Annotated in this window: 28 protein-coding genes and 6 pseudogenes; 19 read left to right on the top strand and 15 right to left on the bottom strand. The window is 72.2% G+C overall.

Annotated features, from left to right (window positions below; genetic code table 11):
• Positions 1 to 84 precede the first annotated feature (84 nt).
• The 3 genes from ACWC5O_RS14335 (at position 85) to ACWC5O_RS14325 (ending at position 2,176) form a co-directional block, all read left to right on the top strand.
• Positions 85 to 1,023 carry a PAC2 family protein gene (locus ACWC5O_RS14335; RefSeq protein WP_450587407.1) on the top strand — a complete coding sequence of 313 codons (939 nt, stop codon included), beginning with the start codon at positions 85 to 87 and terminating at the stop codon, positions 1,021 to 1,023.
• A 75-nt stretch (positions 1,024 to 1,098) separates the two neighbouring features.
• Entirely contained in the window at positions 1,099 to 1,746 is a 648-nt protein-coding gene (gene coaE / locus ACWC5O_RS14330; protein ID WP_450587409.1) for a dephospho-CoA kinase, read from the top strand.
• A 49-nt stretch (positions 1,747 to 1,795) separates the two neighbouring features.
• Entirely contained in the window at positions 1,796 to 2,176 is a 381-nt protein-coding gene (locus ACWC5O_RS14325; RefSeq protein ID WP_450587410.1) for a tetratricopeptide repeat protein, read from the top strand.
• Between the two features lie 96 nt (positions 2,177 to 2,272).
• Here the strand turns inward: ACWC5O_RS14325 and ACWC5O_RS14320 are convergent, their stop codons facing one another.
• Positions 2,273 to 2,593, bottom strand: coding sequence for a DUF6343 family protein (locus tag ACWC5O_RS14320; RefSeq protein WP_450587412.1), 321 nt, complete (start codon positions 2,591 to 2,593; stop codon positions 2,273 to 2,275).
• 572 nt (positions 2,594 to 3,165) lie between these two features.
• Between ACWC5O_RS14320 and ACWC5O_RS14315 the strand changes: the two genes are divergently transcribed.
• Together ACWC5O_RS14315 and ACWC5O_RS14310 are read left to right on the top strand one after the other, a co-directional pair.
• The gene (locus ACWC5O_RS14315; protein WP_450587414.1) at positions 3,166 to 3,846 is read left to right on the top strand and encodes a class I SAM-dependent methyltransferase; all 681 of its coding nucleotides are present in this window, start codon (positions 3,166 to 3,168) and stop codon (positions 3,844 to 3,846) included.
• Positions 3,847 to 3,921: 75 nt separating this feature from the next.
• Entirely contained in the window at positions 3,922 to 4,374 is a 453-nt protein-coding gene (locus ACWC5O_RS14310; RefSeq protein ID WP_450587415.1) for a DoxX family protein, read from the top strand.
• A 120-nt stretch (positions 4,375 to 4,494) separates the two neighbouring features.
• Here the strand turns inward: ACWC5O_RS14310 and ACWC5O_RS14305 are convergent, their stop codons facing one another.
• Entirely contained in the window at positions 4,495 to 5,151 is a 657-nt protein-coding gene (locus tag ACWC5O_RS14305) for an RNA-binding S4 domain-containing protein (protein WP_450587417.1), read from the bottom strand.
• A gap of 309 nt (positions 5,152 to 5,460) precedes the next feature.
• Here ACWC5O_RS14305 and ACWC5O_RS14300 point away from each other — a divergent pair, with 309 nt between their 5' ends.
• A complete protein-coding gene (locus ACWC5O_RS14300) occupies positions 5,461 to 6,159 on the top strand; it encodes a uracil-DNA glycosylase (RefSeq protein WP_450587418.1) in 699 nt (232 codons plus the stop codon).
• Positions 6,160 to 6,163: 4 nt separating this feature from the next.
• Here the strand turns inward: ACWC5O_RS14300 and ACWC5O_RS14295 are convergent, their stop codons facing one another.
• Entirely contained in the window at positions 6,164 to 6,838 is a 675-nt protein-coding gene (locus tag ACWC5O_RS14295) for a GntR family transcriptional regulator (protein WP_450587419.1), read from the bottom strand.
• A 187-nt stretch (positions 6,839 to 7,025) separates the two neighbouring features.
• Here ACWC5O_RS14295 and ACWC5O_RS14290 point away from each other — a divergent pair, with 187 nt between their 5' ends.
• Positions 7,026 to 8,489 (top strand): NCS1 family nucleobase:cation symporter-1, encoded by a 1,464-nt coding sequence (locus ACWC5O_RS14290; RefSeq protein ID WP_450587420.1) that lies wholly within the window; start codon positions 7,026 to 7,028, stop codon positions 8,487 to 8,489.
• 5 nt (positions 8,490 to 8,494) lie between these two features.
• Complete coding sequence (locus tag ACWC5O_RS14285; RefSeq protein ID WP_450587422.1) at positions 8,495 to 9,220, top strand: aspartate/glutamate racemase family protein; 726 nt, start codon at positions 8,495 to 8,497, stop codon at positions 9,218 to 9,220.
• A gap of 25 nt (positions 9,221 to 9,245) precedes the next feature.
• Here the strand turns inward: ACWC5O_RS14285 and ACWC5O_RS14280 are convergent, their stop codons facing one another.
• A complete protein-coding gene (locus tag ACWC5O_RS14280; RefSeq protein WP_450587424.1) occupies positions 9,246 to 9,701 on the bottom strand; it encodes a GNAT family N-acetyltransferase in 456 nt (151 codons plus the stop codon).
• Positions 9,698 to 10,114 (bottom strand): RidA family protein, encoded by a 417-nt coding sequence (locus ACWC5O_RS14275; RefSeq protein ID WP_450587426.1) that lies wholly within the window; start codon positions 10,112 to 10,114, stop codon positions 9,698 to 9,700. The genes ACWC5O_RS14280 and ACWC5O_RS14275 overlap by 4 nt, the downstream gene beginning before the upstream one ends.
• A 543-nt stretch (positions 10,115 to 10,657) precedes the next feature.
• Here ACWC5O_RS14275 and ACWC5O_RS14270 point away from each other — a divergent pair.
• Positions 10,658 to 10,759 (top strand): annotated as a pseudogene (locus ACWC5O_RS14270) (nucleotidyltransferase domain-containing protein); the annotation flags it as partial.
• Positions 10,760 to 10,779: 20 nt separating this feature from the next.
• Here ACWC5O_RS14270 and ACWC5O_RS14265 read toward each other — a convergent pair.
• Positions 10,780 to 11,019 carry a hypothetical protein gene (locus ACWC5O_RS14265; protein ID WP_450587458.1) on the bottom strand — a complete coding sequence of 80 codons (240 nt, stop codon included), beginning with the start codon at positions 11,017 to 11,019 and terminating at the stop codon, positions 10,780 to 10,782.
• A 37-nt stretch (positions 11,020 to 11,056) separates the two neighbouring features.
• Positions 11,057 to 11,509: pseudogene (locus ACWC5O_RS14260) on the bottom strand (MFS transporter); the annotation flags it as partial.
• Between the two features lie 510 nt (positions 11,510 to 12,019).
• Between ACWC5O_RS14260 and ACWC5O_RS14255 the strand changes: the two are divergent.
• The 4 genes from ACWC5O_RS14255 (at position 12,020) to ACWC5O_RS14240 (ending at position 16,412) form a co-directional block, all read left to right on the top strand.
• Entirely contained in the window at positions 12,020 to 13,888 is a 1,869-nt protein-coding gene (locus ACWC5O_RS14255) for an FUSC family protein (RefSeq protein WP_450587428.1), read from the top strand.
• 56 nt (positions 13,889 to 13,944) lie between these two features.
• Entirely contained in the window at positions 13,945 to 15,297 is a 1,353-nt protein-coding gene (locus tag ACWC5O_RS14250) for an amidohydrolase (protein WP_450587430.1), read from the top strand.
• A gap of 121 nt (positions 15,298 to 15,418) precedes the next feature.
• Positions 15,419 to 16,063 carry a DUF899 domain-containing protein gene (locus ACWC5O_RS14245; protein WP_450587432.1) on the top strand — a complete coding sequence of 215 codons (645 nt, stop codon included), beginning with the start codon at positions 15,419 to 15,421 and terminating at the stop codon, positions 16,061 to 16,063.
• Positions 16,064 to 16,238: 175 nt separating this feature from the next.
• Positions 16,239 to 16,412, top strand: a complete 174-nt coding sequence (locus tag ACWC5O_RS14240) for a hypothetical protein (protein WP_450587434.1) — start codon at positions 16,239 to 16,241, stop codon at positions 16,410 to 16,412.
• A gap of 181 nt (positions 16,413 to 16,593) precedes the next feature.
• Here ACWC5O_RS14240 and ACWC5O_RS14235 read toward each other — a convergent pair.
• The 3 genes and pseudogenes from ACWC5O_RS14235 to ACWC5O_RS14225 all read right to left on the bottom strand — a co-directional run.
• Positions 16,594 to 16,989 (bottom strand): annotated as a pseudogene (locus ACWC5O_RS14235) (ABC transporter ATP-binding protein); the annotation flags it as partial.
• Between the two features lie 263 nt (positions 16,990 to 17,252).
• Positions 17,253 to 17,681 (bottom strand): hypothetical protein, encoded by a 429-nt coding sequence (locus tag ACWC5O_RS14230; protein WP_450587436.1) that lies wholly within the window; start codon positions 17,679 to 17,681, stop codon positions 17,253 to 17,255.
• Positions 17,678 to 18,316: an ATP-binding protein gene (locus ACWC5O_RS14225; RefSeq protein WP_450587438.1), complete on the bottom strand. Its 639-nt coding sequence runs from the start codon at positions 18,314 to 18,316 to the stop codon at positions 17,678 to 17,680. The genes ACWC5O_RS14230 and ACWC5O_RS14225 overlap by 4 nt, the downstream gene beginning before the upstream one ends.
• Before the next feature lie 221 nt (positions 18,317 to 18,537).
• Here ACWC5O_RS14225 and ACWC5O_RS14220 point away from each other — a divergent pair, with 221 nt between their 5' ends.
• The gene (locus ACWC5O_RS14220; protein WP_450587440.1) at positions 18,538 to 19,398 is read left to right on the top strand and encodes a helix-turn-helix domain-containing protein; all 861 of its coding nucleotides are present in this window, start codon (positions 18,538 to 18,540) and stop codon (positions 19,396 to 19,398) included.
• Positions 19,399 to 19,653 (top strand): DUF397 domain-containing protein, encoded by a 255-nt coding sequence (locus ACWC5O_RS14215; protein ID WP_145875008.1) that lies wholly within the window; start codon positions 19,399 to 19,401, stop codon positions 19,651 to 19,653.
• Between the two features lie 44 nt (positions 19,654 to 19,697).
• On the opposite strand, the pseudogene ACWC5O_RS14210 reads toward ACWC5O_RS14215, so the two are convergent.
• Positions 19,698 to 19,853: pseudogene (locus ACWC5O_RS14210) on the bottom strand (PLP-dependent aminotransferase family protein); the annotation flags it as partial.
• Between the two features lie 30 nt (positions 19,854 to 19,883).
• On the opposite strand from ACWC5O_RS14210, the pseudogene ACWC5O_RS14205 reads away from it, so the two are divergent.
• Positions 19,884 to 20,035 (top strand): annotated as a pseudogene (locus tag ACWC5O_RS14205) (carboxymuconolactone decarboxylase family protein); the annotation flags it as partial.
• A 141-nt stretch (positions 20,036 to 20,176) separates the two neighbouring features.
• Here ACWC5O_RS14205 and ACWC5O_RS14200 read toward each other — a convergent pair.
• The 3 genes from ACWC5O_RS14200 to ACWC5O_RS14190 form a co-directional block, all read right to left on the bottom strand.
• Positions 20,177 to 21,664 (bottom strand): glutamate synthase subunit beta, encoded by a 1,488-nt coding sequence (locus ACWC5O_RS14200; protein ID WP_450587456.1) that lies wholly within the window; start codon positions 21,662 to 21,664, stop codon positions 20,177 to 20,179.
• A gap of 185 nt (positions 21,665 to 21,849) precedes the next feature.
• Entirely contained in the window at positions 21,850 to 22,329 is a 480-nt protein-coding gene (locus ACWC5O_RS14195; RefSeq protein ID WP_450587457.1) for an anthrone oxygenase family protein, read from the bottom strand.
• A 147-nt stretch (positions 22,330 to 22,476) separates the two neighbouring features.
• Positions 22,477 to 23,169, bottom strand: a complete 693-nt coding sequence (locus ACWC5O_RS14190) for a DUF2293 domain-containing protein (protein ID WP_450587442.1) — start codon at positions 23,167 to 23,169, stop codon at positions 22,477 to 22,479.
• Between the two features lie 503 nt (positions 23,170 to 23,672).
• On the opposite strand from ACWC5O_RS14190, the gene ACWC5O_RS14185 reads away from it, so the two are divergent.
• Together ACWC5O_RS14185 and ACWC5O_RS14180 are read left to right on the top strand one after the other, a co-directional pair.
• Complete coding sequence (locus ACWC5O_RS14185) at positions 23,673 to 24,305, top strand: uridine kinase (RefSeq protein WP_450587443.1); 633 nt, start codon at positions 23,673 to 23,675, stop codon at positions 24,303 to 24,305.
• A gap of 57 nt (positions 24,306 to 24,362) precedes the next feature.
• A complete protein-coding gene (locus tag ACWC5O_RS14180) occupies positions 24,363 to 24,668 on the top strand; it encodes a PPOX class F420-dependent oxidoreductase (RefSeq protein WP_450587445.1) in 306 nt (101 codons plus the stop codon).
• 4 nt (positions 24,669 to 24,672) lie between these two features.
• On the opposite strand, the gene corA is transcribed toward ACWC5O_RS14180, so the two are convergent.
• A complete protein-coding gene (gene corA / locus ACWC5O_RS14175) occupies positions 24,673 to 25,800 on the bottom strand; it encodes a magnesium/cobalt transporter CorA (protein WP_450587446.1) in 1,128 nt (375 codons plus the stop codon).
• Positions 25,801 to 25,985: 185 nt separating this feature from the next.
• Between corA and ACWC5O_RS14170 the strand changes: the two are divergent.
• Positions 25,986 to 26,781: pseudogene (locus ACWC5O_RS14170) on the top strand (methyltransferase domain-containing protein).
• The last annotated feature ends 91 nt before the right edge of the window (positions 26,782 to 26,872 follow it).

Raw genomic sequence — 26,872 nt, 5'->3', positions numbered from 1 at the left:
AGGCGCCTGATCAGCGGCCTGACGCGGGAATGCCCACGCCCCAGGGGACGTTGTCGAAGAGGAACACGAGGAGGAGCGGTCACAGTGCTTGATCCGCAGGGTTTGTACGCATGGGAGCCGAAGGGCCTGGCCGTCGTCGACATGGCGCTCGCCCAGGAGTCGGCCGGACTTGTCATGCTCTACCACTTCGACGGATACATCGACGCGGGTGAAACGGGCGACCAGATCGTCGACCGGCTCCTCGACTCACTGCCCCACCAGGTCGTGGCCCGCTTCGACCACGACCGGCTCGTGGACTACCGGGCCCGCCGCCCGCTGCTGACCTTCAAGCGGGACAGCTGGACCGACTACGAGGAGCCCGCCATCACGGTCCACCTCGTCCAGGACGCCACCGGCGCCCCCTTCCTGCTGCTGTCCGGGCCCGAACCGGACGTGGAGTGGGAGCGGTTCGCGGCCGCCGTACGGCAGATCGTGGAGCGGCTCGGCGTCCGCCTGTCCGTTAACTTCCACGGCATCCCCATGGGCGTCCCGCACACCCGCCCCGTGGGCCTCACCCCGCACGGCAACCGCACCGACCTGATCCCGGGCCACCGCAGCCCCTTCGACGAGGCCCAGGTGCCCGGCAGTGCCGAGTCGCTGCTGGAGTACCGTCTCATGGAGGCCGGACACGACGTCCTGGGCGTCGCCGCGCACGTCCCGCACTACATCGCCCGCTCCCCGTACCCGGACGCCGCGCTGACCGTCCTGGAGGCCGTCACCGCCGCCACCGGGCTGGTGCTGCCGGGCATCGCGCACTCCCTGCGTACGGACGCGCACCGCACGCAGACCGAGATCGACCGGCAGATCCAGGAGGGCGACGAGGAGCTGACCTCGCTCGTTCAGGGCCTGGAGCACCAGTACGACGCGTCCGCGGGCGCCGAGACCCGGGGCAACATGCTCGCCGAGCCGGTCGAGATTCCGTCGGCCGACGAGATCGGGCGGGAGTTCGAGCGGTTCCTGGCGGAGCGTGAGGGTGAGAACTAGGCCCGGTCGGTGGGCCCGGTCGTGGATCTGGCGCCAGGGGTGGCCCTGGCAGTGGCAGGGCCTAAGCTTCCGCTCATGCTGAAAGTGGGCCTGACCGGCGGCATCGGCGCCGGCAAGAGCGAGGTGTCGCGGCTGCTCGTGGAGCACGGGGCCGTGCTGATCGACGCCGACCGCATCGCGCGCGAGGTCGTCGCGCCCGGGACGCCCGGGCTCGCGGCCGTGGTGGAGGCCTTCGGTGAGGAGATCCTCGCCGCGGACGGCAGCCTGGACCGGCCCAGACTCGGCTCCATCGTCTTCGCCGATCCCGAGAAGCTGGCCGTCCTCAACTCGATCGTGCATCCCCTGGTGGGAGCCCGCTCCCACGAGCTGGAGAGCGCCGCGACCGAGGGCGCCGTCGTGATCCACGACGTGCCGCTCCTCACCGAGAACGGCCTGGCGCCGCTGTACGACCTGGTGGTCGTCGTCGACGCGAGCCCCGAGACCCAGCTCGACCGGCTGGTCCGGCTGCGCGGGATGACCGAGGACGACGCACGCGCGCGCATGGCCGCGCAGGCGACCCGCGAGCAGCGCCGGGAGATCGCGGACATCGTGATCGACAACGACGTACCCCTGGACGCGCTGCACAAGCGCGTGGCGGAGGTCTGGGACGACCTCGTGCGCCGGGCACGCGAGCCCTGGGCGGCATCCGGGGACGGGCGGTCGGGCGACGGCGGCGCGGAATAGCCGACCGCGTCAGGGCGTTGAACCGCCGCAGTGAGGGAAGGACTTTGCCGTGCCCGAGACCAGCGGTTCGACCGGACGTAGTCCGGAGACGCATGTCATAGACTTCCGCGCCGCCGAGCAGCTGCTCAACGCGCGGGATCCGCGGGGTGCGGTGAAGCTGCTGGACGGGGTCATCGCCGTACATCCCGAGAACACCGCGGCCCGGCTGCTGCGTGCGCGTGCCTTCTTCGCTGCCGCGCAACTGAGGCCCGCCGAACTCGAGTTCACCATCGTGCTGGAGCGTGAGCCGGACAACGCGTTCGCGCACTTCGCGCTCGCCCGCACCTATGAACGCCAGGGCCGCGCCGACCAGGCCAAGCGTCACTTCCGGCTGGCAGCGGCGCTCGACCCCAACCCGCAGTACCTGAAGGCGGCCGGCTTCGAGTCCTGACCGCCGGCCGGTCCGCGCCGGGGAGTCCACGCCGACGGGTCCGCGCCGACGTCCGCGCTGGAGGCGCGCCGAGGGATCAGGATCCGCAGGCCGCCGTCACGGGTGGTGCGGTCGAGACGGGCGCGGGTAGGGACGGCTGCTCGGCCGTGGGTAGGGCGGGCCGTTGTCCGGCGGCCGGTACGGCGGTACGTCCCGGCCCGGCTGGTAGTGCGGGCCCTGCCGGATGTGTCTGAGGATCATGGTCATGTCGATGGTGGCCACCAACCACAGCACCCCGCAGACGGCCGCCCAGCCGGGGCGTCCGACGAGCGCGAACGCCGCCGTGCCGAAGATCGCCCAGACCAGCCCCCACACGCTCAGCCAGAAGCGCGCTCGCAGCGCACTGCGCGCGGTCGCCGGCTCACTGCCCGTACGCATCGGATCACCACTCCTCCTTCAACGTACTCTTCGTCGGGGACGTTCATCAACGACGTTCGTCGAAGGGGGATGCGCCGTGCTGCCGGACGCCGACGACCTGCCCGAAGTGCTCCTCGACCTGGCCGTGCGGCACGAGGAGATCAACGAACTGGTGTCGCCGCGGCGCACGGTGCCGGGTGACCCGGGCGCGCGGCGCCTTCTCGAGAGGGCGTCGAGGAGCTGCTCCGGGACCTGGGCCGGACGGGCCGCACGCCCGACCTCGGCGAGCTGCTCGCGTCCGCTCCGCCCGCGCTGCACGGCACCTTCGCCGCACCCTGGCCGACCTGGGGCGTCACCTGGAAGCGGCACCCGGCACACCCTGCCTGAACCTGCACATCCCCGACTTCCACGGCCCGCTGACGCCGTCCGCCTGCGACCGGCCATCTGCGGGCCGGAGGGTACTGGTACATCGGGCACGGCTGGTTCCCGCTCCAGAGGTTCCCGCTGCAGGGCGAATGACTCGAACGAGTGAATCAGGGCTGGGCGGGAACGGGCGTGCGGAAGCCGCCCGTTGTTCGGGCATGACAGTCGAAATGCGTGAGGGATACGACGGAACCGGACCCGGTGCGATCACTCCGGACGGCTGCGCGGTCGAGCTGTACACGCGGCTCCCGGTGGGGGACGAGCCGGACGTCATCGCCGCGGCGGTGCCCGCCAGGGCACACATCCTGGAGCTGGGCAGCGGAGTGGGCCGGATGACCCACCCCTTGCTGGAGCGCGGTTTCACGGTCACGGCGGTGGACGAGTCCGCCGAGATGCTCGCCCACGTCCGCGGGGCACGCACGATATGCGGCCCCATCGAGAGGCTGGACCTGGACGAGAGGTTCGACGTGGTGATGCTCGCGTCGTTCCTCGTGCACAACGGTGACGTCGAGGTGAGGCGGGGCATGCTGCGCGCCTGCGCCCGGCACGTGGCGAAGGGCGGCTGCGTGCTCATCCAGCGGGAAGGCGCGGACTACCACACCAACGTGCCGAGGCAGCGGGACGACCCGAGCGGCTTCACCGTGCGGATCGCGTCGTCGGAGCCGGCTGGCGAGGGGGTGAACTCGGTGCGCGCCGAGTACGTGTTCCCGGACGCGGTCTGGACCCAGACGTTCCTGGCCCGGCCCCTCACGAAGGAGCAGTTCGAGGAGGCGCTTGCAGAGGCGGGACTGGAGGTGGACACCTATCTCACTCCCGACGGGATGTGGGTGCGGGCGGTACCGGTGGTGTAAGAGCGATGAGTTCTCGGGCTGCGGGCGGTCTACCTCGGTGACAGCAACCGGGACCGCTTCACCCAGGAGACCCCCATGCCCGAGACCACCGCCCCCGCCGCTTCCGCTCCCTCCACCGCTTCCGTGACCACTCGCGGTCGCCTCGCCCGGATCGCCCTGCGCGCGGTGCAGGTGCTGCTCGCCCTCTTCTACGGGATCGCGAGCGCCCTGCCCAAGCTGATCGCGCACCCGTCGGCCGTCGAATCCTTCGACAAGATCGGCTGGGGCAGTGTGGGTATGTACACCATCGGTGCGCTCGAACTGGCCGGTGCGGTCGCGCTGTTGGTGCCGGTGCTGCAGTCGGTGGCGGCGATCGCACTGAGCGCCCTGATGGTGGGCGCGTTCATCGTCCAGGTCACCGTCTTCGACGGTCGGTACGCTGCGACCCCGCTGATCCTGATCGTGCCGCTCGTGCTGATCGCCTGGTCCCGGCGCGGGCACAACGCGGAACTGCTGCGGCTGCTGAAGCGGGCGGGCCGACGGGCTTGACCCGTGCTGGACACCGCCGGTGACGTCGGCCGGGGCGCGTGGGCCTGGCCGACGTCACGGTGCGCAGACGCAGTCACTGGTGTGCAGGGACATGGGGATGAGGCACACGCGGGCGGCGGCTCACCGCCCCCGCGGCCGCCCGCCCTGCCCGCCAGGTCCTGGTGCCTTCCCTGACCCGCCTGTCCCGCCTGACCCGCCCGGGCGACCCAGCCCGGTCGGCCCGCTCGGCCCGCCGAGTCCACCCATGCCGCCCAGTGCGCGCAGTCGTTCCATCTCGCGGCGGTCCCGCTTGGTGGGGCGGCCGGCGCCGCGGTCGCGGAGGCCGACGGGGGCCACGGCCTCGCGGGGCGGGGGAGGAGGGGAGTTGTCGACGTAGCACTGGGCGGCCACCGGGGCGCCGACGCGCTTGCGGATCAGCCGCTTGACGATCACGACCCGCTCCCGGCCCTCGTGCCGCAGGCGCACCTCGTCACCGACGCGCACGGAGTAGGCGGGCTTCACCCGCTCGCCGTTGACGTGGACGTGCCCGCCACGGCAGGCGGTCGCGCCCAGGGAGCGGGTCTTGATCAGGCGGACGGCCCAGATCCAGCTGTCGATCCGCACGGTCTCGCCGCTCGCCGGCCCGGCGGCCTCGGCGGCAGCCACCGCTGCGGCGATCTTCGGGTCGACCGGCTGGGCACCGGCGGCTCCAGAACCCTCGGCGTCCTGGACGGAGGCCACGTCGCCCGATCCGCCGGAGTCACGCTGCACGTTCTCGTCCGCATCCTCGGAAGCCATGTCCTGACCTTAACCCGGCGGGCTGGGCGGTCCGGAGGCGTTTTCCGGGGGGCGCCCGTCCTCGGGGAAGTGCCGAAGCGCGCCATCGGAACCCGGCGGGCCGGATGAGTCGGGCCGGGCGAGTCGGGGCGTTTTCCGGGCCCCGGGCTCGGAGAGCGTCGAAGGACGCCCGCCCCCGAGACCTCGTCGGCCCGGAAGCTCCCGTCGCCCGCTGCCCGCCCTCACCGCAGGCGGCCCCACCCGGGAAACGCGGCCTCACGCGCCAGGCGAGCCGGAGGCGCTGTCCCGGACTGGGCATACGGTGACCTTATGGACGACAGCTGCGCCCTTGCTCGGCTTGACCGGCGCGTCACGGAGTGCCGGGCCTGTCCGCGGCTGGTCGAGTGGCGCGAGGAGGTGGCCCGGACCAAGCGGGCCGGGTTCGCCGACTGGACGTACTGGGGGCGGCCGGTGCCCGGCTTCGGTCCGGCCGACGCCCGCCTCGTGATCATCGGGCTGGCCCCCGCCGCGCACGGGGGCAACCGCACGGGTCGTATGTTCACCGGGGACCGCTCGGGAGACGTGCTGTACCAGGCGTTGTACGACGTGGGGCTTGCCTCGCAGCCCACCTCCGTGCGTGCCGACGACGACCTGGAGCTGTACGGCGTGCGCGTCACCGCGCCCGTGCACTGCGCCCCGCCCGCCAACAAGCCCACCCCCGGGGAACGCGACACCTGCCGCCCCTGGCTGGTCCAGGAGCTGAAGCTGCTGCGCCCGACGCTCCGGGCGGCCGTGGTGCTCGGCGCCTTCGGCTGGCAGGCGGCGCTGCCCGCGTTCGCCGAGGCGGGCTGGCCCGTGCCCCGGCCCCGCCCCGTCTTCGCCCACGGCACCCGAGTCACCCTCGACGGCCTGGACGTCTTCGGCTGCTTCCATGTCAGTCAGCGCAACACCTTCACCGGTCGGCTCACCCCCCTGATGCTGCGCGAGGTGCTGCGCACGGCGGCCGACGCGGCCGGACTGCCGCAGTGATGCCTCAGCCGGCTTCGGCGGGCTCGGTCCCGAACAGGTGCCGTACCGTCGAGCGGTAGTTGGCGCGGACGTGGCCGAGTGCGTGGGCGCGGGCGCGGTCCGGGTTGCCGGAGGCGATGGCCTCGTACAACTCGCGGTGTTCGTCGAGGAGTTGGGGCCACTCCTCGTTCTGCCGGGTGAGCCAGCGCAGCCGGCCGTCGACCGGTTCCATGACGGAGATCAGCAGGCTGTTGCCGGCCATGGCCAGGATGCGGTCGTGGAAGCGGGTGTTGATGTCCGTGATCGACTCGCCGTCCCCCTCCTGCGTCGCCGCCGCGGCCTCGGCCAGCAGCCCGCGCAACTCCGCCAGCGCCTCGGGCGTCGCCCGTGCCGCGGCCAGTCCCGCCACGTACACCTCCAACGCCTCGCGCAGCTCGAAGAGTTCCTTCACATCGGTCGGGGTCAACCGGCGTACGACTGTACGGCGCGCCGACTCGAACAGGACGAAGCCCTCGGCGACCAGGGCGCGGATCGCCTCCCGCACCGGCACCCGCGAGACGCCGAAGCGCTCGGCCAGCTCCCGTTCGACGAGCCGTTCACCGGGCCCGAGACGCCCCGCGATGATGTCCTGCCGCAGGGTCGCGAGGACCCGTTCGCGCACCGCGCCCAGGGGTTCGGTCTTCGTCGTCGTGGGGCTCATGGGGCCATCTTCGCCGACCCGGCGGTGCTTTTACGGAGAAGTAACAGCGACGACATCGGTCCGAACGCTTGACGGCGGGACCATGACGGCAGTTTGGTATACCAAACGAGGCGCTCGGCACCCCCCACAGTCCGGTACTCCGGACAATGCAGCCCTCCTCCTCCGTCCCCTCGCCCATGGAGGCCCCGTGTCCCTCGCCGACCGCGCCGAAGCCACCGGCGCCGCTCCAGCGTTCGTCCCCGACCCCCGCCTCACCAACGAGGACCTCGCCCCCGCCGAGCAGCGGAACTGGAAGGTCTTCGACCTGTTCGCCATGTGGATGTCCGACGTCCACAACCTCGGCAACTACACCTTCGCCGCCGGCCTGCTGGTCCTCGGCATGAACGTCTGGCAGGTCTTCACCTCCCTGCTCGTCGGGTTCGTGCTCATCTACGTCGGCATGAACTGGATGGGGAGGATCGGCCAGCGCCACGGCGTCCCCTTCCCCGTCGTCAGCCGCATCAGCTTCGGCGTCTGGGGCGCCAACATCCCGGCCCTGATCCGGGCCGTGATCGCCATCATGTGGTACGGCATCCAGACCTATCTGGCCTCCGTCGCCGTCAACGTGATGCTGCTGGCGGCCTGGCCGGGCCTGGAGTCCCTCACCCGCAGCTCCTTCCTCGGCCTGGACGCCCTCGGCTGGATCTCCTTCGTCTCCCTCTGGCTGATCCAGGCGCTGATCATCAGTCAGGGCATGGAATCGGTACGGAAGTTCCAGGACTTCTGCGGCCCGGCGATCTGGCTGGTGATGATCGCGCTGGCGGTCTGGGTCCTGGCCAAGGCCCACTGGAGCATCTCGCTCACCTCCACCCCGCACCCGGTCTCCGTCGGTGAGCAGTGGCGGCAGTGGTTCGGCGCGATCGGCCTGATCCTCGCCACCTACGGCACGCTGATGCTCAACTTCTGCGACTTCTCCCGCTTCGCACCCGACTACAGGACGGTCCGGCGCGGCAACTTCTGGGGCCTGCCCATCAACTCCACCGCCTTCGTCGTCGTCTCCGTCATCGTCACGGCGGGTTCGCTGGAGGTCTGGGGCGAGGCCATCACGGACCCGGCGGAGCTGGTCGCCAAGGTCGGCAACACCTGGGTGCTGGTGCTGGCCGCGCTGACCTTCGCCATTGCCACCATGGGCGTCAACATCGTCGCCAACTTCGTCTCACCGGCGTACGACCTGGCCAACGTCTGGCCGCAGAAGATCACCTTCAAGGTCGGCGGTCTGATCAGCACGGTGGCCGCCCTTATCGTCACCCCCTGGAACCTCTTCTCCAACCCGACCGTGGTCAACTACTTCCTCGGCGGCCTCGGTGCCTTCCTGGGCCCGCTGTTCGGCGTGATCATGGTCGACTACTACGCGGTCAAGCGCGGCCGGGTCGACGTGGACCGACTCTTCGACGCCACGCCCGGCTCCCGCTACTACTACCGCAAGGGCGTCAACCCCAAGGCGCTGTGGGCGTTCCTGCCCTCGGCCGCCGTCGCCGCGGTGCTGGCGCTGGGCAAGTCCTTCAGCGACGTGGCGCCGTACTCCTGGTTCATCGGCACGGCGCTGGCCGCCGGGCTGTACGCGGTGCTGTGCCGTGGCGAGCGGGCCCGGACGGCCGGGGCGGAGGTCTGACGGACGTGCGGATCGTCGTCACCAACTGCAACACCACGCAGGAGATGACCGAGGAGATCGTCCGAGGTGCCCGGGCCGCCGCAGGCCCGGGCACCACCGTGACCGGGCTGACCCCCGCGTGGGGCCCCGAGTCGGCCGAGGGCTGGCTCGACAGCTACCTCTCGGCCGCGGCCGTCCTCGACGCACTGCGCACCTACGACGGCCCGTCGTACGACGCCGTCGTGCTGGCCGGGTTCGGGGAGCACGGCCGGGAGGGCGTACGGGAGCTGGTGGACGTGCCCGTCGTGGACATCACCGAGGCCGCGGCCCACCTCGCCTGCCTCCTCGGGCGGCGGTACGGCGTCGTCACCACCCTCGACCGGTCCCGCGGCCAGATCGAGGACAGCCTGGAGACCGCCGGCGTGGCCCGCAACTGCGCCGCCGTGATCGGCACGGGCCTGGGCGTCCTCGACCTCGCCGACTACCCGGCCCGCACCGAGGCCGCCTTCCTCGCCGCGGCCGAACGGGCCCGCGAGGCCGGCGCCGAGGTCCTGGTGCTCGGCTGCGCCGGGATGACGGGACTGCAGCGGGCGGTGGGGGAGAAGCTCGGGCTTCCGGTGGTCGACGGGGTCGGAGCGGCGGTGAAGCTGGCGGAGTCGCTGGTGTCGCTGGGGCTGACGACGAGCCGGGCGGGCACCTATGCGAAACCACTGCCGAAGGGCAGGACGTGGGGAGGGCGCCCGAGGAGGTGAGGGACGCCCTTCACGTGGACGTCCTTCAGGACCGCCACACGTACCGCACGTCCGGCTCCCGCTCCTCGTTGCCGCCGCCGTCCGTGTATTCGACGGCGACGAATCCGTGCCGCTCGTAGAAGCGGTGGGCGGGCTTGTTGACCTGGAAGGTCCACAGGCCGAGCCCGCCCGGGCTGCGCTCCTTGGCCAGCGCGACGAACCGGTCGCCGATGCCCCTGCCGCGCCAGCCGGGGTCGAGGTACAGCTGGGACAGCTCGTCCCCGGCGAGCACCATCATGCCCACGATGCCGCCGTCTCCCGTCGCGGCGACCCAGGTCTCCCGCGACGGCACCACGACCTCCCGGAAGTAGTCGCGCACTTCGTCGTCGGAGTGCGCCCGCACGACCGTGGGCAGCGCGGCGGTGTAGGACCGCAGCCACACGTCGGCGACGGCACGGGCGTCCGCCGCCACCGCCCGGCGAAGCACGACCTCGGCCGTCACCGGCCCTCCTCCCGCTCCGGCACCACGGCCGTCGCCGTGATCTCCACCAGCTGCCCGGTGTATCCGAGGCAGGCGACACCGAGCAGCGTGGACGAGTGCGGCCCCCGGCTCAGCCCCGAGGCCTCGACGACCTCCCACACCGCGGACAGCACGGACGGCTCGCCGCTCACGACGTACACGTCGGTCGAGACGACATGCTCCAAGTCGCTGCCCACCGCGCTCAGTTGCTCCCGAAGGTTGGCGACCACCTGCTCCGCCTGCCGCACGGGATCCCCCACTCCCACCACCTCCCCCTTCTCGTCGAGCGGCACGGCTCCCGCGAGAAACGCCAGCTTCGTGCCGGCCTCGACGACGGAGGCGTGCGAGTAGGTGGGCGGTGGGAAGAGCGCGGGGGTGGTCACGCGTCGGATCATGGGGGCTCCTGGTCCGATGGACGGGCAACCTCCTGATCATCGGCGGTCCGCCCGGGCTTACGCACCCGAATTTCCGGGTCCCCGGCGACCCGGGAAGACCGACCGGGCAGGCCGTCCCCCGCAGCCCGCCGCGCCTCCGCGACTCGCCGCGCCTCCGCGACTCGCGCCCGCACCTCCCGCCGCCTGCGCCGTACGGTGGCCCTTACTGCGATGGACCGCCGCACAGCGGCCGCAGCTACGGCTCTGAACTCGGCGCTCTGCTCCGCCGCTGCGACCCGTTCGACGCGGTAGAGCCGCGTCCGCGGGGCCGACGCCGAGTACGGATTGACGCGCAGCAGATCGGGCCGGCCCAGCAACCGGCGCACCAGCTCCACGGTCCACCCCCGAGCAAGCAGCCCGGCCGACGACACATGGGCGCGGCGCTCCTGCGCGCTGTTCTCCCGAGCCGTCACCATGACCTCCCTCGTCGTGACAATGAGTGACGACTTCCTTGATAACGCGCCCCACTGACAATCGGGTCGCCGCACGCCCGGCCCCTGCCGCGACGGGGTCGAGCACGAGCTGGCGGAGGCGGAAGCAGGGCGGTTCCGGGTGGAGCCACCGCTGTTCCGTCTCGCCGGGATCCCGACCTACTTGATCCGCGCCCCCGAACGCCGGCGGTGGACCTACGTCGGACGCCGGCCACCCGCAGTGACCCGGGGAAGCCGCCGGGCCAGCAGGTACCCGCCGAACGCGAGGAGGGCCATACCGGTGACCGCGACAGTCAGTGCCTGCTCCCTGGCCCGGGCGTTGATCCGTACGTGGCCGTACCGCCCCGCGAGCAGGGTCGCGACGACCAGCAGTCCGAATCCGGCGGCGGACAGCACCGCCCCCAGGACGTCGAAGCGCTGTTTGGGGGCGCGCACGCCGGGTCTCGGAGTCCGGAACCCGCCGCATGAGCAGCACCACGGCCACCGTGACCACGGTTCCCAGGAGGAACGACACCCGCCAGCTCAGGTAGTGGGTGATCACGCCGCCCAGGAGAGGGCCGGCCGCCGCGCCGATCCCCCCGAGCGCTCCCAGCGCGGACAGGGCCCTCGTCCGGGTGGCCCCCGTGAGAGTCTCGGTGAGCAGGGAAAGCATTGCCGGGAGCATCAGCGCCACGCCGATTCCCTCCAGCAGCGACCAGCCGACCAGCATGAACACCAGGCTCGGTCCCAGGGCGGTGATCAGTGAGCCCAGTACGAAGACCCGCGCGCCGAAGACAAAGGTACGCCGGTACCCGTGGCGTGCCCCGAGCTTGCTGGCGGTGATCAGGAAGGCGGCCACCACCAGGGCGTACAGCGAGATCGCCGACTGCACGCCGGTCAGCGTGGTGTGCAGATCACGGACGATGGCCGACAGCGCCACGTTCATGGCGGTCGAGGTGTACGTCATCACGACGTTCTGCAGGGCGAGGGGGAGGAACAGCGCGCCGACGTCCGGTCCGTGTCCGTCCCCGTGCGGCCCGTCGAAGCGCCGTGCTCTGTTCCGCCGTCCCACGACCCGCCCTGTGACCCGGTGTTCTCCGCGAGGCAGTTGGCCTTGGACCCAGCCGGCTCACGTGCCTGTCTCCCTTGTCGTCCAGGATGCACGCGTCGCGCACGGCGGCTTTGCCGGGATGCGCCGTATGGCGCACTCGACGTCTGCGTACCGTGGCCGTCGCACCGTCATCGGAGGGCCCCGGGACGGCGGCGGACGGCCACCGCAGGACGGCGACTGTCAACCGACGACCGCAGGAATTGCGTTCATAAAGAAACGGCCCGTCCCGGCGCCTTTCACCTCCCCGAAACGTGATCGTCCCGTTTGCCCGGGGAACGTGATCTACCCTGGGAGGTACCCCCCACAGCCCGGCCACCGTCGTCCGAAGGCCCACCCCGCCCTCGTATGAACAGGAGCCCTGTGCCGCGTTCCGCCGCACCCTCACCAGCCTTGCCCCCCTGGCTCGCCCACGCCCTGCGCACCCAGCGCGGCCCTGTCCCCTGGAGCGCGGTGACGCGGGGTGCCCTCGCCGCCGGGCCGTTGCTGCTCGTCGGTGTGCTCGGCGGCCGGGTCGCCGACGGTGTCATCGCCGCCATCGCCGCGATGCTCGCCGGCATCAACGACCGGCCCGGCAGCAGACGGGCCTCCGTCCGGCGGCTCGGGGTGCCCGCGCTGGCCGGGGCACTCGGGCTGCTCGTGGGGACGTGCACCGGGCAGCTGCTGTCCGCCGTACCGCTGACCCTGCTCCTCACCGTGCTCGGGCTGGCCGCCGGAGGGATGAGCGCCGTCGGGCCCGTCGCCTCCGCCTCCGGTACCCAGCTGCTCGTCGCCGCCGCCATCGGCGCCGGGATGCCGGCGGCCGAGAGCGGCTGGCAACGAGCCCTCGCCTTCCTCGCGGGCGCCGGCTGGCTGCTCCTGCTGCGGCTGGCGCTGCCCACGCCGGGTTCGCTCGCCGGGGACTTCCGGTTCGACGGTGAACGGGAGGCGGTCGCCGACGTGTACGACGCCGTAGCCGCGCTGCTCGACGCCGTGGGCGGTGACACCGCCACCGCCCGCCGGGCCGCGCTCACCGCCGCCCTCGACCACGCCCAGGACGCCCTCGCCGGACCCCGGTTGCGCCGGTACGCCGGCTCCGCCGCCGAGCGCAGGCTGCACACCCAGTACGCCGCCGCACTGCCCCTGGCCGAGGCCGCCACCGCCCTCGCCTGGGCGGGCGAGCCCGTCTCCGCGCGCGCGGCGGAAGGGCCCCGGCGGCTCGCCGCCGCCGTCCGCGGCAACACCGGCACCGGCCCGCTGCCCGCCCCCAGCAGGTCCGCGCCCGCCCTGCGCGCCCTCGACGACGCCCTGCTGCGCGCCGCGGAGACCTTCGACCGGACCGCGGATGGCGCACACAGGCCGCTCGCCCGGCGGCGCAGCCCCGGCGACGCCGTCCGAGCCGCGCTCGGCACCGGCGGGCGGGAGTACGGGCTGCGCGTCGCCCTCTGCTTCGGGGCCAGCGCCGCCGTCGCCCAGGCCCTGCACCACACCCGTTGGTACGGGCAGCACCAGCACTGGTACTGGCTGCCCGCCACCGCCGTCTTCCTCGTCAAGCCGGACCTCGGGCCGCTCGCCTCCCGCGTGCTGAGCCGGGCCGCCGGGACCGTGCTCGGCGCGCTGGTGTTCGCCGGGCTCGCCGCACTGCTGCCGCGCCCGGAGGGGCTGATCGTGCTGGTGGCGGTGTGCGGGGCGCTCGTCCCCGTCGCCACCCGGAACTTCGGCGCCCTGACCACCGTCGTCACCGTCCTCGTCCTGGCCCTGGTGATGGTCGGCGGTGAGCCGCAGGCCTCCGTCAGCCGGATCGGCGAGACCCTGCTGGCCTGCGTGATCGTGCTGATCGTCGGGCATCTCCCGATGCCGGGGGAGCGAGGCGGCGGAGTACGGGCCCGGCTCGCCGCCGCCGCGAGCGCCGCGCACGCCTATCTCGTGCACGTCCTGAGCGAGTCCGGCGACCGTACCGAGCGGTGGGCGCTGCGCCGCGAGGCCTACCGCACCCTCGCCGAGGCCCGTACCGCGATCGCGCTCGCCGCCGCCGAACTGCCTGCCCTCGCCCGGCACACGGAGGGCACGGACGCCGTCGCGGCCGTCCTGGAACGCCTCGTCGACACCACCACGGCCTGCGCCGTGCACCTCGACGACACCGCCCGCCTCACCCCACGGCACACCCGTCAACTACAGGAACTGCTCGACGAGTTGGAGCACGGCCAGGAGTGGGTCCGGCCGCCTGCCGCCGCATAGCGCCGGATGGGTGGTTCCGCTCACCTCGCGGTACGGGACCGTCGTACGTTGGGCCCATGAGCGCCTCTCCCGCCGACCTGGTCGTCACCGGCTGCACCGTCCTCGTGCACGACGAGGAGGAGCGGATCGCCTTCCGCGAGGGCGCCGCGATCGTCGTACGCGAAGGCGTGATCGAAGCGGTGACCACCGCGGCCGCCGCGGCGGACCTGGCGGCCGTGGAGCGGATCGAGGCGCGGGGGCAGGTCGCGATGCCCGGACTCGTCAACTGCCACACGCACGCGCCGATGGTCGCCCTGCGCGGGCTCGCGGAGGACCTGCCGACCCAGGAGTGGTTCAACGACGTCGTCTGGCCCGTCGAGTCCAACCTGACGGAGAGGGACGTGGAACTGGGCGCGCGGCTCGCCTGTGCCGAGATGATCCGCGGCGGGGTCACCTGCTTCGCCGACCACTACTTCCACATGGACGTGGTCGCCGACGTCGTCACCGAGTGCGGGATGCGGGCCCACCTCGGCGAGGCCTACTTCTCCTCGCAGGGCCCCCAAGGGCGCGAGAGGTCCCTGGAGTTCGCGCTGCGTCGGCGGGGCACCGCCGGCGGGCGGATCACCACCGCCCTCGCCCCGCACGCCCCTTACACCGTCACGGACGCCGACCTCACCGCCACCGCCGAACTCGCCCGCGCGCACGGCCTGCCCGTCCACCTCCACGCCGCCGAGAACCGCGAACAGACCGACACCAGCCTCGCCCGGCACGGCGTCACCCCCGTCGAGGTCCTCGACCGCACCGGACTCCTCGACACCGACCTGCTCATCGCCCACGGCACCGGCATCATCGAGACCGACCTCCCGCTCCTCGCCCGCACGGGCGGCCGTACGGCGGTGGCGACCGCACCCCGCGGCTACCTCAAGTTCGCCTGGCCCGACACCACCCCGGTACGGGCCCTGCGCGCGATCGGCGTCCCCGTCGGCCTCGCCACGGACGGTGCCGCCTCCAACAACTCCCTCGACGTGTGGGAGTCGATGGCGCTGACGTCTCTGATCCAGAAGTCCACCGAGCGCGACCCGCGTTGGCTGACCTCCCGTCAGGCCCTGCATCACGCCACCCTGCAGAGCGCCCGCGCGGTCGGTCTCGGCGGCAGCGTCGGAACCCTCGCCCCAGGCCGGCGCGCCGACCTCATCCTGGTCGACCTCACCGGCCCGCACACCCAGCCCGTCCACGACCTCGCCGCCACCCTCGTGCACAGCGCCCGCGCCGCCGACGTCCGCACCACCATCGTGGACGGCCGCGTCCTGATGCGGGACCGCGAGCTGCTCACGCTCGACGTGCCCGCCGTCGTACGGGAGTTGGACCAGCGGCTGCCCGCCCTGGTCGACCGGGGTCACGGGCGGCGCATCCAGGAGTACGACACCTGAGTCCGCTCCGGGGCACGCCTGAGCGGCGCCGGAAAAATCTTGGAATGCGGCGCCGTACTCCGATGAGTTCCGCTCCCGCGGGCGGTCACCACCTCGAACCGACCGGTGCACAGGAGGGCTCATGTCGCTTCCGGAGATCGTCTCGCGCGAGCAGTGGCGCGCGGCGCGCGAGGAGTTGTTGCGCAAGGAGGAGGCGGTCAGCAGGGCGCGGGACGTCCTGAGCGCCGAGCGGCGGCGGCTGCCCATGGTCGAGGTCGACCCGGAGTACGTCTTCGAGGGCGGCGACGGCAAGGCCACCCTCCTCGACCTCTTCGAGGGCCGGACCCAACTCGTCGTCCACCACTTCATGTTCGCGCCGGAGTGGGAGGCGGGCTGCCCGTGCTGCGCGGCCTTCCTCGACCAGGTCGGCCACCTCGCCCATCTGCGCGCCCGGAACACCTCGTTCGCGGCCGTGTCCCGGGCACCGTTCACCCGGCTCCTGCCGTTCAAGGCACGGATGGGCTGGGCGGTGCCGTGGTACTCGTCCCGCCACAGCGACTTCAACCGGGACTTCGAGGCGACCGTGGAGCGGGACGGGGAGCCGGTCGAGCGCCCCGGCCTCAGCTGCTTCCTGCGCGAGCGCGACCAGGTCTTCCACACCTACTCGGTCCACGACGACGGCCTGGACGGCCTCGGCGCCGCCACCGGCCTGCTCGACCTCACCGCGCTCGGCCGTAACCCGGAGGGCAGCGACCGGCTCCGGTACCACGACGAGTACGAGGAGTGACACAGAACGTGACAGGACCGTGGCTGAATGTACCGTTCCTGTCGGAAAGTGAACGGATCCTCACGGTCCGCGCTGACCGAGTGTCAACAATGTCTCAGTCCCGTCACCGAGCGAGCCGTTGGCCTTCTCCAGGGCGTTAACTCCAAGAAGTACGACGCTTTTCTGGAGGTGCGAGATGGTGAACGGGCGAACCGTGCTCGAGCGCTTTCCCGCAGGTGGTCCGCGGGGATCGTGGCCGGCGGAGGAGTTCGCGCACGCCCGGCGGCTCGAAGGGCTGCCCGCCGAGGTCGTCATGGACCTCGCGACGGACACCTTCCTGGTCATCGTGCGCGGCGACGCCACGGACTGAGACGGCTCAGGCCGGCTTCGGGGCCGGCACCTTCGCCGTGAACTGCTGCGCCTGCAGCGCGTAAAGCTCCGCGTAGACACCGCCCCTGGCCAGGAGTTCCTCCGGGGTGCCTGACTCCACCAGCCGCCCGTGCTCCAGATCGGCGTGGCGGACCGAGGCCAGCCGGTGGGTGATCAGAACGATAGGTCGACGCGGCCCGCAGCAGCGCCGCGACCAGCATCACGACGGCCACGACGGCCAGGGCGGGGGCTGCCGCGCGCAGCCGCTGCGCGATGTCGGGTCCGGTGAGCAGCTTCCCGAGCGCGCTGTTCACGGCCAGCAGGCTCACCGCCTGGGCCGCGCCCCGGCCCACCTCGGTGGCCAGCACGATCCGTGCCGCCCGCGGGTCCGCCTGCCGGGCCAGCCGCAGGCTGGACGCCAGCATGCCGGGCAACCGGACCACCATCGCCCGGAAGCTCAGCTCCAGAAAGGCGTCCGCATGCTCGTTCCACCCCATGTCGTACCGCAGCGGCCCCCCGAACAGCGGCCGCTCCGACCCCGAGACCTCGGACCCGCCCGCCTCGCGCTTCTCTCCCACCGCGCCCCTCCACCCCGGCCCATGACCGAACGGCCACTATCGCGGGCGGGCCGGCGGTGGGGCAGGGCGCGAGCGGGAGTACCGGGGGCGCGATGGGGGTGCGGCGGTGGAGGGGTGGCGGGCGTGGGCCGTCGGGCCGGGACGTGGGGCTGTTGCCCCGGGCAAGTGAGGAGGGCCCACGGCTGCGGCGTCCGCCGAGCGAGGAGGCGCCGGTCAAGAGTTCCGCAGCTCGGCCCACCCCACCGGCCGAAGCCGGCGCAGCCTCACGCCGAGACGGCTCGGGACCAGTCCGGCGTGGTCCCCGTCACCCGGCACAGGGCCAGGTACAGGGGGATCGGCGGGGTGTAGGGGACCGTGCCCTCGGGGCGGTGGATCAGGCGGGCGGTGGCGGGGACCAGAGCGCCGGGGACGTACTGGGCGGGGGCCGGCCAGGGAAGGGCGTAGTCGGATTCCGACGGAACGATCCACCACCAGTGCGCGCCGTCGGCGTACACGCAGCCCACCCGCGGCAGCCGCGGGATGATCAGCGGTCCGAGGCGGTCGGGTACGGCCACGGCGTCACAGCCCAGCGGTGACGTCATGCCCTCCGGAACCGGCAGGCGACGGACCGTGGCCGACGGGTGCCGACGGCGTCCGAGGCGGACCAGGGTGTCCAGGCCCAGCGGGCGGCCGGACTCGTCGGCGCCGCTCACGGCTCCTCCCACGCGCGCCGCTGCTCCGGGGCCCGGTGCCGGGCCTGTGCCTCTTCCTCCTCGCCCGGACCGGGCGGCGGGCCGCCCGGCTTGGGGCGGGCGCCCCAGCCCAGGTCGTTGCACGGCTCCACGGTGCCGCGGGCCGCGTCGGTCTGGCGGGCCAGCTCGGCCCAGACCAGCAGTCCCGGCCCGTGCTCCTGCGCACCCCAGGCCTGGCACAGGGCGTCGACGAGGAGCAACCCCCTCCCGTGCTCCTCATCGGGGCGCTGCGGGGACGGGTGTGGCTCGCCGGGCGCACAACCCTCGTCCCGCACGGCTATGCGCACCATGTCGTCGTGGTCGTGCAGCTCGCACACCACGCGACTGCTCGCGGTGTGCACGATGGCGTTGGTGACCAGCTCGGATATGACGAGGGCCGCGTTGTCGCAGGTGTCCGCGCACACCGACCAGCCGGTCAGCCGGGCGCGCGTCAGGCGTCTCGCCTGGGCGGGGGAACCCGGATGTGCGGCCAGCTCGAAGCGGAACCGGCGCTCGGCAGCGCCCCCACCAGGGGCTGCTCCCGTTGCCGTACCTGGACCAAGACGGTCTGCGGCGGCGTCTGTTCCTAAGGGCGCGGACGGAATCACGCTTGCCACTATCTCCCCGGCGTGGACACTTGGCAAGTGTCACTCTGAAAATTGCAGAGTGCTGTGTGACTCGGTCAACGACCGTGGCACACTGCTCGCAACAGCACCTCGAGCGGCGCCAATTGGGACCGTCGTCGATCCGGCCGGATCTTCGAATGAGTCTTCGAACGGCGCCGCAGGGCTGTCGGGATTCTTTTGCCGGAGCGGACTCTTGTGTCGGAGGTGGGAGCGTGAGCGAGCCGCGGTCCGCGCCGACCGTGGGCCAGGTGGTCCTCGGCCGACGCCTGCTGGACCTGCGGGAGCGCGCCGGGTTGAAGCGCGAGGAGGCCGCCCGTGTGCTCCGCGTCGCCCCCGCCACCATCCGCCGTATGGAGATGGCCGAGGTCGCCCTCAAGGTCCCGTACCTGCAACTGCTGCTGAAGGCCTACGGAGTTCCCGACGCCGAGGCCGACGTCTTCGTCCAACTGGCCGAGGAGGCCAACAAGCCCGGCTGGTGGCAGCGGTTCCACGACATCCTGCCGGGCTGGTTCTCGATGTACGTCAGCCTGGAGGGCGCGGCCGGCCTCATCCGCTCCTACGAGCCGCACTTCGTCCCCGGCCTGCTGCAGACCGAGGACTACGCGCGCGGCGTGCTGAAGTCCGGCGCCATCGGCCAGACGAGCCCCGACGACATCGAGCGCCATGTCGCGCTGCGCATGCAACGCCAGGAACTGCTCACTCGTACCGGCGCCCCCCGTTTCTGGGCGGTGATGGACGAGACGGCCCTGCGCCGCCCGGTCGGCGGCCCGGAGGTGATGCGTACGCAGATCGAGAAGTTGCTCGAGGCCACGACACTGCCGAATGTGACGCTCCAGGTAGCCCCGTTCGCCAACGGCCCCCACCCGGGGACGTACGGACCCTTCGTCCTGTTCCGATTCGCCATGCCGGAACTCCCGGACATGGTCTACAGCGAGTACCTGACCGGCGCGGTGTACCTGGACGCGCGCTCCGAGGTGGCGACCCACCTGGAGGTCATGGACCGCATGGCGGCGCAGGCCGCCACGGCACAACGCACGAAGGAGATCCTCCAGGATCTCCGCAAGGAGCTGTGAATGGATCACATAGAGCCGCGCACTCGCGTCTACAACGGCATGCCCGCGCGGGAGTTGGGCAGCGAGGGGTGGCACAAGCCCTGGAGCGGCGGCAACGGTGGAAACTGCCTGGAGGCGATGAAGCTCGCCGACGGCCGGATCGCCGTACGGCAGTCGACCGACCCCGACGGACCGGCGCTGATCTACACCACGGACGAGATGACCGCGTTCATCGAGGGCGCCAAGGCGGGGGAGGCCGACTTCCTGCTCTCCTGAACTGCCTGATGTTTATTGCTTCTTGCTCAACCTGCCCATGACTCTCACCCTGGTGGCATCGCCCCGCACAACGCCTCCAGCGCCGCGCCGCAGGCGTGTTCCGGAGTCGTGGCGTACCCGACCACCAAGCCGTCGGCCGTCGTCATCCGCGTCCGTGGGTGCCGGAACGCGGCCGGTCCGTCCGGAGCGACCCCCTGCCGCATGCGCCGTACGTGACGGTCGTACGACCCGGCGTCCCCGACGAGGTCTGCGCCCAGGCGGCCGCCCAGTTCGACGAGGCGGAACCGGCCCAGGTCCTGGCCCTGATCCTCACCGTCAACACGTGGAACCGGGTGGCGCCGGCGACCGGGAGGTGGCGGGGACGGACGAGAGGCGCCGCTGACGCCCTGCCGCCGGTGGCCTCGGCGACGTGCCTCCGGCGCCGAGGCTCCCTCGAGCCATCACCCACTTGACCCCGCCGCAACGGCGCGTCACCGCGACGGCGGCAGCCAGCGGTGCCGAACGAACCGCAACTCCCGCTTTGTCACACGGCCATCGGCCGGTCATGCGCAGATATCGGCGCCGGCAGCCGTGAACTCCCCGTCAGGTATCGGTCCACGGCTGCCGCCACCGCCCGCCCCTCCGCGATCGCCCACACGATGAGCGACTGCCCACGCGCCGCGTCCCCGGCGGCGAACACGCCGGCGACGTTGGTCGCGAAGCCGCCGTCGCGGACGATCGTGCCTCGTGGCTCCATCATCAGCCCCAGCTGGTCGACCAGCCCGTCCTCCCGGTCGGGCCCGGAGAAGCCGAGGGCCAGCAGCACCAGGTCGGCGGGCAGCGTCCGGCCGGTGCCCTGCACCGGCCGCCGCCGCTCATCCACCTCGACCAGGTGCAGCGACCGCACGTGCCCGCTGTCGTCCCCGACGAAGCGGAGCGTGGACGCCGCGAACAGCCGCGCGTCCGCGTCCGCCGCCGGAGCCGTCCGCAGGTCCCGCGCCTCCTCGTGCGCGGCGGACAGCCGGTAGAGCTTCGGGTACGTCGGCCACGGCTCGGACTCCTCGTCGCGCTCGGTACCCGGCTGCGCGTAGATGTCCAGCTGGGTCACCGACGCGGCCCCCTCGCGCACCGCGGTCCCCAGACAGTCCGCCCCGGTGTCGCCGCCCCCCACGATCACCACATGCTTTCCGGCCGCGGACAGCGGCGAGGCCTCCAGATCCCCCTCGCACACCCGGTTGGCCAGCGGCAGGTACTCCATCGCCTGGTGTACCCCGGTCAACTCCCGGCCCGGCACCGGAAGTTCCCGCCATGCCGTCGCTCCCGTGGCCACCACCACCGCGTCGTAGCGGGTCCGCAGATGGTCCGCCGGGACATCCCGCCCGACCACCGTCGACGTGCGGAACCTCGTTCCCTCGGCCCGCATCTGCGCGAGCCGCCGGTCCAGATGCCGCTTCTCCATCTTGAACTCGGGGATGCCGTACCGCATCAGCCCGCCGATCCGGTCGTCCCGCTCGTACACGGCGACGGTGTGCCCGGCCCGGGTCAGCTGCTGCGCCGCGGCGAGCCCGGTCGGCCCGGAGCCGATCACCGCGACGGTCTTCCCGGACAGCCGGTCCGGAGGCCGCGGCGGGGTGAAACCCTCCTCCCACGCCCGGTCGGCGATCGCGCACTCGACGTTCTTGATGGTGACGGCCGGCTGGTTGATCGCCAGCACGCACCCGGCCTCGCAGGGCGCCGGACACAGCCTCCCGGTGAACTCGGGGAAGTTGTTCGTCGCGTGCAGCCGGTCGCTCGCCGCGCGCCAGTCCTCGCGGGAGACCAGGTCGTTCCACTCGGGGATCAGATTGCCCAGCGGGCAGGCGTCATGGCAGAACGGGATGCCGCAGTCCATGCAGCGGTCCGCCTGCTTGCTGATGATCGGCAGCAGCGCTCCCGGGACGTAGACCTCGTCCCAGTCCCGGACCCGTTCCTCGACGGGCCGCCGCGGCCACTCCTGGCGCGGCGTGGTCATGAACCCCTTGGGATCGGCCATGGTCGTCTTCCTCGCGTACGTGTACCGGAGGTACTCGATGTACGACGGGCCGTGCGTCATCGGGCGGCACTCTTTCGGCCACGATACGTCCACCCCGACACTCACGCAGAGTCGCGGACAGCGCTTTCTGAAGAGATTCCCTCAGCGCCCGGGCCGCCGGCTCCCCGATCCCGCGCAGGGAAGGCTCAGGCCAGGGCCAGCAGGTACACGACGGCGGCCGCGGCTGAGGCGACCGTGCGGACGTGGTTCCAGTACGTCCACTCGCGCACGTATTGCGGCCAGTACGCCGTGGCCTCGGGGCTGCCCGGGGCCGTCCCGGCCAGCCTGTCGTTGCGGGGCACGTTCGCGACCATGGTCAGACCGAAGGAGCCGAACAGGTACAGCGCGCTGCCCAGCAGCAGCTTCACCTTCCCCTCGTCCGGCCACACCACGAACGTCACCACCGCGGTCATCGCGCACAGCGCCGCCGAGCCGATGAACACCAGCATGAAGGCGGGCCGCACGGCGGCCACGTTGATCGCCTTCATCGCGGCGACGCCCTGTGCGGGAGGCAGCGCGGCCAGCCCGCGCATCACGAAGGTCGAGAACCCGCAGAACACCCCGGCCACCAGTCCGGTGCCCAGCGCACCCAGCACGGCCAGCACGAAGAACGGCCCATCGATCACGGTCACACCCCACTTCCAGCCCGTCCCGGGCCGAGACCCGGCTTCAGCGCTCCCTTCCAGTGAAGGCGCAGGACCCCGAGGCGACCATGGCCGAAGGACGCGGGGGCATACGCGAGCGTCCAGCTCCCTGCCCTTCCGCCGGCGTCCTCAGCCGACGTCGGCCTCCTCGGCCCACCCCCGCAGCACGCTCTCCACCGCCGCGAGGATCCGCCGCCGCGCCTCGACCCTCGACACCCCGCTCATCAGCAGCTGGTCGTACGGCGTGTCCACGTGCCGTACGGCCGCCACGACCGCCGAGATCACCGCCCCCTCCGACAGCGCCCGCCCGGCCGCACTGCGCCCGACCCGCCCGCTGCCCCGCACCGACGCGTGCGCCGCGATCGCCCGGGCCCGCTCGGCCGGGCACCCCGGAAACAGCCGCAGGATCTCCGCCGCGAACGCCGCCGCGAACCGCTCGTCCTCCGCTGCCCTGCGCCGGGCGTCCCGGGCCCGCCGCCGGCGCCGCGCCTCCGCGTCCGCCAGGCACCGTGCCTCGGCCCGGGCCAGCGCCGCCTCCTCCACGAGAATGCCCTGCCGTTCGTACCGGCTCTTGCGCCGGTTGAACCGCACGACCACCACCGACAGCGTGCTCTCCTCCCGCGCCCGGCGGGTCAACGCGGTGTCGCCGCGTGGCAGGAACACCAGATGCCCCAGGTCGGCGCAGTGGAGGCAGCGCGGCGCCCCGTCCTCCAGCACGAGCAGCGAGAGCGGCCCACGCCGGCACCCGGCGCAGCGCTTGCCCCGCAGCGGCTGGACGGCGACAAGTCCGCTGGGGACCCGGGGAGTTGAAGAAGGTGCCATACGCGCTTCTTTCCCCGTCTCCGCCCACCGCTCCCACGCCCCGCCTGCCGCACCCTCGCCTTCTCCCGGAAGCTGAACACCGACACCCGCGTACGGTGCCTACCGGTGTGGCGACCTCTTCCACCACGGCCACCGCGGGGTCCGCGTACGACAGCCGGACTCGCCGCCCGGGATCCGCTCTCGGCCCACGCGGTACCGGCCGGTTCGCGCCCCGCCGTGGCCCACGTGCCCGGCGGGGCGCGCGCAGCGCCGGGTCGAGGTCCCGCCACCGCGTTCCGGCAGCCGGTGGAGATCGGTGGTGTGCGCGTGCGGCCCGGGTGTGGGGCCGGGCGGCTGTCCTGGTGGTCGTCGCCGACTCTGTCGGCTTCGCCACCGCGTTCCGGCAGCCGGTGGAGATCGGTGGTGTGCGCGTGCGGCCCGGGTGTGGGGCCGGGCGGCCGTCCCGGTGGTCGCCGCCCACCCTGCCGCCCTCGCCCGCCGACCTCTCCCGGCATCATGGGGCTGTGCGACTCGAAGCGATCACCTGGGACCGGCTCGCCGAGCTGCTCGCCGACCGGCTGCTCGAGCTCGAGCCGGCCGACGGGGGTGCCTGGCCGCGCGTCGGCTTCGACGGGGCGCCGGCCGCACATCCGGCGGACCTCGCCGAGCGCGTCGCCGAGGCGCTGCGTGTGCGCGGCCGGCCCTCGCTCGTCATCGGCGCCGAGGGCTTTCTGCGCCCTGCGTCTCTCCGTCTGGAACACGGGCGCCGGGACGCGGAGTCGTACTACGGCGGCTGGTTCGACACGGGCGCACTGTGGCGCGAGGTCTTCGGCCCGCTCGACCCCGGTGGCAGCGGCCGTGTCCTGCCCGATCTGTGGGACCCGGTCACCGACCGTGCCACCCGCAGCCCTTACGTCCAACTCCCGCCCGGCGGGATCCTGTTGCTCCATGGCCCCCTTCTCCTGCGGCACTGGTTCCCCTTCGACCTGACCGTCCACGTCCTCCTTTCCCAGGGCGCCCTGCGCCGCCGTACCCCCGAGGCCGACCACTGGACGCTCCCCGCCTTCGAGCGCTACGAAGGCGAGACCGACCCGGCCGGCACGGCCGACGTCCTCGTACGCGCCGACGATCCTCGCCACCCAGCCTGGAGTGGATGATCCAAGCGGTTCGGCCGCCCCCTTTTATATGTGCATGCATGTAACTGGGGTGGCGCCATGACCATCTGCTCCGGCGCTCCCGTCGCCTTCGGCGACTCCGTCCGCGCCCTTCTCGACGGCAAGGAATTCGCCGGCGTCGCCACCCTCGGCCCCGGCGGCGCCCCGCAGAACTCGGTGGTCTGGATCAAGCGCGAGGGCGACACCGCCTACCAGTCCGCCGAGATCGTGCCGGACGAGGGCAAACGGCTCCCGCGCGAGCTGTCGCGCAAGTATCTCGGCGTCGACTCGCCGGCCGAGAAGGACAACGAGGTCCGCGTGATCATCAAGGTCGTCCCGCGGAAGGTCGTGGCCTTCTCGGCGTGAGAGGTCACAGCCAGCCGTTGCGCCTGAATCCCCGGTACAGCACGAGGCAGGCCGCCGCCATCACACCCATCACCAGCGGATAGCCGAACCGCCAGTGCAGCTCCGGCATGTGGTCGAAGTTCATGCCGTAGACCCCGCACACCATCGTCGGTACGGCGATCACCGCCGCCCAGGCCGTGATCTTCCGCATGTCCTCGTTCTGCGCGACCGTCACCTGCGCGAGGTGCGCCTGCAGGATGGAGTTGAGCAGCTCGTCGAACGCGGCTATCTGCTCCTTGGCCCGCATCAGATGGTCGAACACGTCCCTGAAGTACGCCTGTATCTCCGGGTCGATCACCCGGATCGGCCGGGTCGCCAGGTCCTCCACCGGGCGGCCGAGCGGCACCACCGCGCGCTTCAACTCGAGGAGTTCACGCTTCAGCTGGTAGATGCGCCCCGGGTCGGCCCGTGCGCCGTTCTCCGAGAACACGTCCGTCTCGACCTGGTCGATGTCGGCCTGCACCGCGTCCGTGACGGTCAGATAGTCGTCCACGACGTGGTCGGCGATCGCGTGCAGCACCGCCGCCGGTCCCTTGGCGAGCTGCTGTGGATCCGTCTCCAACTCCTCGCGCAGCGGGCCGAGTGAGCCGTGCCGACCGTGCCGTACCGTGATGACGAAGTCCTCGCCGACGAACACCATGATCTCGCCGGTGTCGACCACCTCGCTCGTTGCCGTCAACTGCTCGTGCTCCACGTAGCAGACGGTCTTGAACACGGCGAAGAGCGTTTCCCCGTACCGCTCCAGCTTCGGGCGCTGATGGGCCTCCACCGCGTCCTCCACCGCCAGCGGGTGCAGGTCGAACAGCTCGGCGATGCCCGCGAACTCGCTGTCCGTCGGCTCGTGCAGCCCCAGCCAGACGAACCCCTCGCCGCTCTTGCGCACCATCTCCACGGCATTCACCAGGTCGGTGCACCCCGGCACGCGGGCGCCGTCCTGGTACGTCACGCAGTTCACCACGGAGGAACCCAGCGGTGACCGGGCGGGGTGGCTCAGGTCCACGCGCGGCCGCCGCCGGGCCAGCCGCGCCACCTTGCGCAGGCTGCCGACCCTGCCCAGCCCCGTGACCTTCCGCAGATTCCCTGCCATGGACATCTGGATCTCCTCGCGTGGATCTCCTCGCACATCGCTTTCGCGCCTTGCCCGGCAAGTGTGCCAGCCCGGTGCAAAGTGCGGGTAAGCCTGTGGGAACAGCCCGTTCCGCTTTGTTCCCGCCTGTGGACGGAGCGTCGGCCGGTTCAACCGGTTCGGGCGAGCATGGCGACTGGGATGATCGCGGCATGACGCCATCCGACGGGTACCTCCTGAACAACCGGCAGAACGAGGCGGGAGAGCGCTTCGACGCCTTCGCCTCCCTCTTTCGATCCGGTGACGTTCCGGCACCTCGAAGGACTCGGGCTCGGGCCCGGCAGCCGCTGCTGGGAAGTAGGGGCCGGCGGCACCTCCGTGGTGACCTGGCTCGCCCGGCAGGTCGGACCCACCGGCCAGGTCGTGGCGACCGACATCGACACCTCGCGGCTCGCCGCGGTGACCCGCCCTCCGGTCGAGGTGCGCACCCATGACGTGGGCGCGCAGGAGCCGCCGGGGGACGGCTTCGACCTGGTGCACGCCCGGTTGGTCCTCGTCCATGTCCCGGACCGGGAAAGGGCGTTGCACTCCATGATCAGGGCACTGCGGCCCGGCGGAACGCTGCTGATCGAGGACGCAGACCCGGCCCTTCAGCCCCTGATCTGCCCCGACGAACACGGCCCCGAGCAGCGGCTCGCCAACCGCCTGCGGCAGGGCTTCCGCAAGCTGCTCGCCGACCGCGGCGCCGACCTGTCCTACGGCCGCAAGCTCCCGCGCCTGCTCCGCGAGGCCGGACTGCACGACGTGGCTGCCGACGCGTACTTCCCCGTCACCTCGCCCGCCTGCGCCGCCCTGGAGTCCGCCACGGTCCGCCAGGTCCGCGGCCGGCTCGTCGCCGCGGGCCTCGCCACCGACGAGGACATCGACCGCCACCTGGCCAACGTGGAGGCGGGTGGCATGGACCTGGCCACCGCGCCGATGATCTCCGCGTGGGGACGCAAGGGCTAGGCGCTTTCGTTTGGATCATCGAGCGGACCAGAGGAAGATGCCCGCGATGTGGAGCCCGGCCAGGTAGATGGTCGCGGTCTTCTCGTAGCGG

This window comes from Streptomyces sp. NPDC001450, assembly GCF_053597295.1.
Note: the sequence above shows the minus strand (reverse complement) of the source record. Positions and strands in the feature narration are given on the sequence as shown.

Bases quoted from the DNA above. Each gene is read 5' to 3' on its own strand.
- ACWC5O_RS14180 (WP_450587445.1), top strand. From the start codon at position 24,363: ATGACCATCTGCTCCGGCGCTCCCGTCGCCTTCGGCGACTCCGTCCGC.
- ACWC5O_RS14215 (WP_145875008.1), top strand. From the start codon at position 19,399: ATGGATCACATAGAGCCGCGCACTCGCGTCTACAACGGCATGCCCGCG.
- ACWC5O_RS14250 (WP_450587430.1), top strand. From the start codon at position 13,945: ATGAGCGCCTCTCCCGCCGACCTGGTCGTCACCGGCTGCACCGTCCTC.
- ACWC5O_RS14305 (WP_450587417.1), bottom strand. From the start codon at position 5,151: ATGGCTTCCGAGGATGCGGACGAGAACGTGCAGCGTGACTCCGGCGGA.
- ACWC5O_RS14320 (WP_450587412.1), bottom strand. From the start codon at position 2,593: ATGCGTACGGGCAGTGAGCCGGCGACCGCGCGCAGTGCGCTGCGAGCG.
- ACWC5O_RS14275 (WP_450587426.1), bottom strand. From the start codon at position 10,114: ATGATCCGACGCGTGACCACCCCCGCGCTCTTCCCACCGCCCACCTAC.
- ACWC5O_RS14190 (WP_450587442.1), bottom strand. From the start codon at position 23,169: ATGGCACCTTCTTCAACTCCCCGGGTCCCCAGCGGACTTGTCGCCGTC.
- coaE (WP_450587409.1), top strand. From the start codon at position 1,099: ATGCTGAAAGTGGGCCTGACCGGCGGCATCGGCGCCGGCAAGAGCGAG.
- ACWC5O_RS14255 (WP_450587428.1), top strand. From the start codon at position 12,020: ATGAACAGGAGCCCTGTGCCGCGTTCCGCCGCACCCTCACCAGCCTTG.
- ACWC5O_RS14295 (WP_450587419.1), bottom strand. From the start codon at position 6,838: ATGAGCCCCACGACGACGAAGACCGAACCCCTGGGCGCGGTGCGCGAA.
- corA (WP_450587446.1), bottom strand. From the start codon at position 25,800: ATGTCCATGGCAGGGAATCTGCGGAAGGTCACGGGGCTGGGCAGGGTC.
- ACWC5O_RS14200 (WP_450587456.1), bottom strand. From the start codon at position 21,664: ATGGCCGATCCCAAGGGGTTCATGACCACGCCGCGCCAGGAGTGGCCG.
- ACWC5O_RS14310 (WP_450587415.1), top strand. From the start codon at position 3,922: ATGCCCGAGACCACCGCCCCCGCCGCTTCCGCTCCCTCCACCGCTTCC.
- ACWC5O_RS14245 (WP_450587432.1), top strand. From the start codon at position 15,419: ATGTCGCTTCCGGAGATCGTCTCGCGCGAGCAGTGGCGCGCGGCGCGC.
- ACWC5O_RS14315 (WP_450587414.1), top strand. From the start codon at position 3,166: ATGCGTGAGGGATACGACGGAACCGGACCCGGTGCGATCACTCCGGAC.
- ACWC5O_RS14240 (WP_450587434.1), top strand. From the start codon at position 16,239: ATGGTGAACGGGCGAACCGTGCTCGAGCGCTTTCCCGCAGGTGGTCCG.
- ACWC5O_RS14300 (WP_450587418.1), top strand. From the start codon at position 5,461: ATGGACGACAGCTGCGCCCTTGCTCGGCTTGACCGGCGCGTCACGGAG.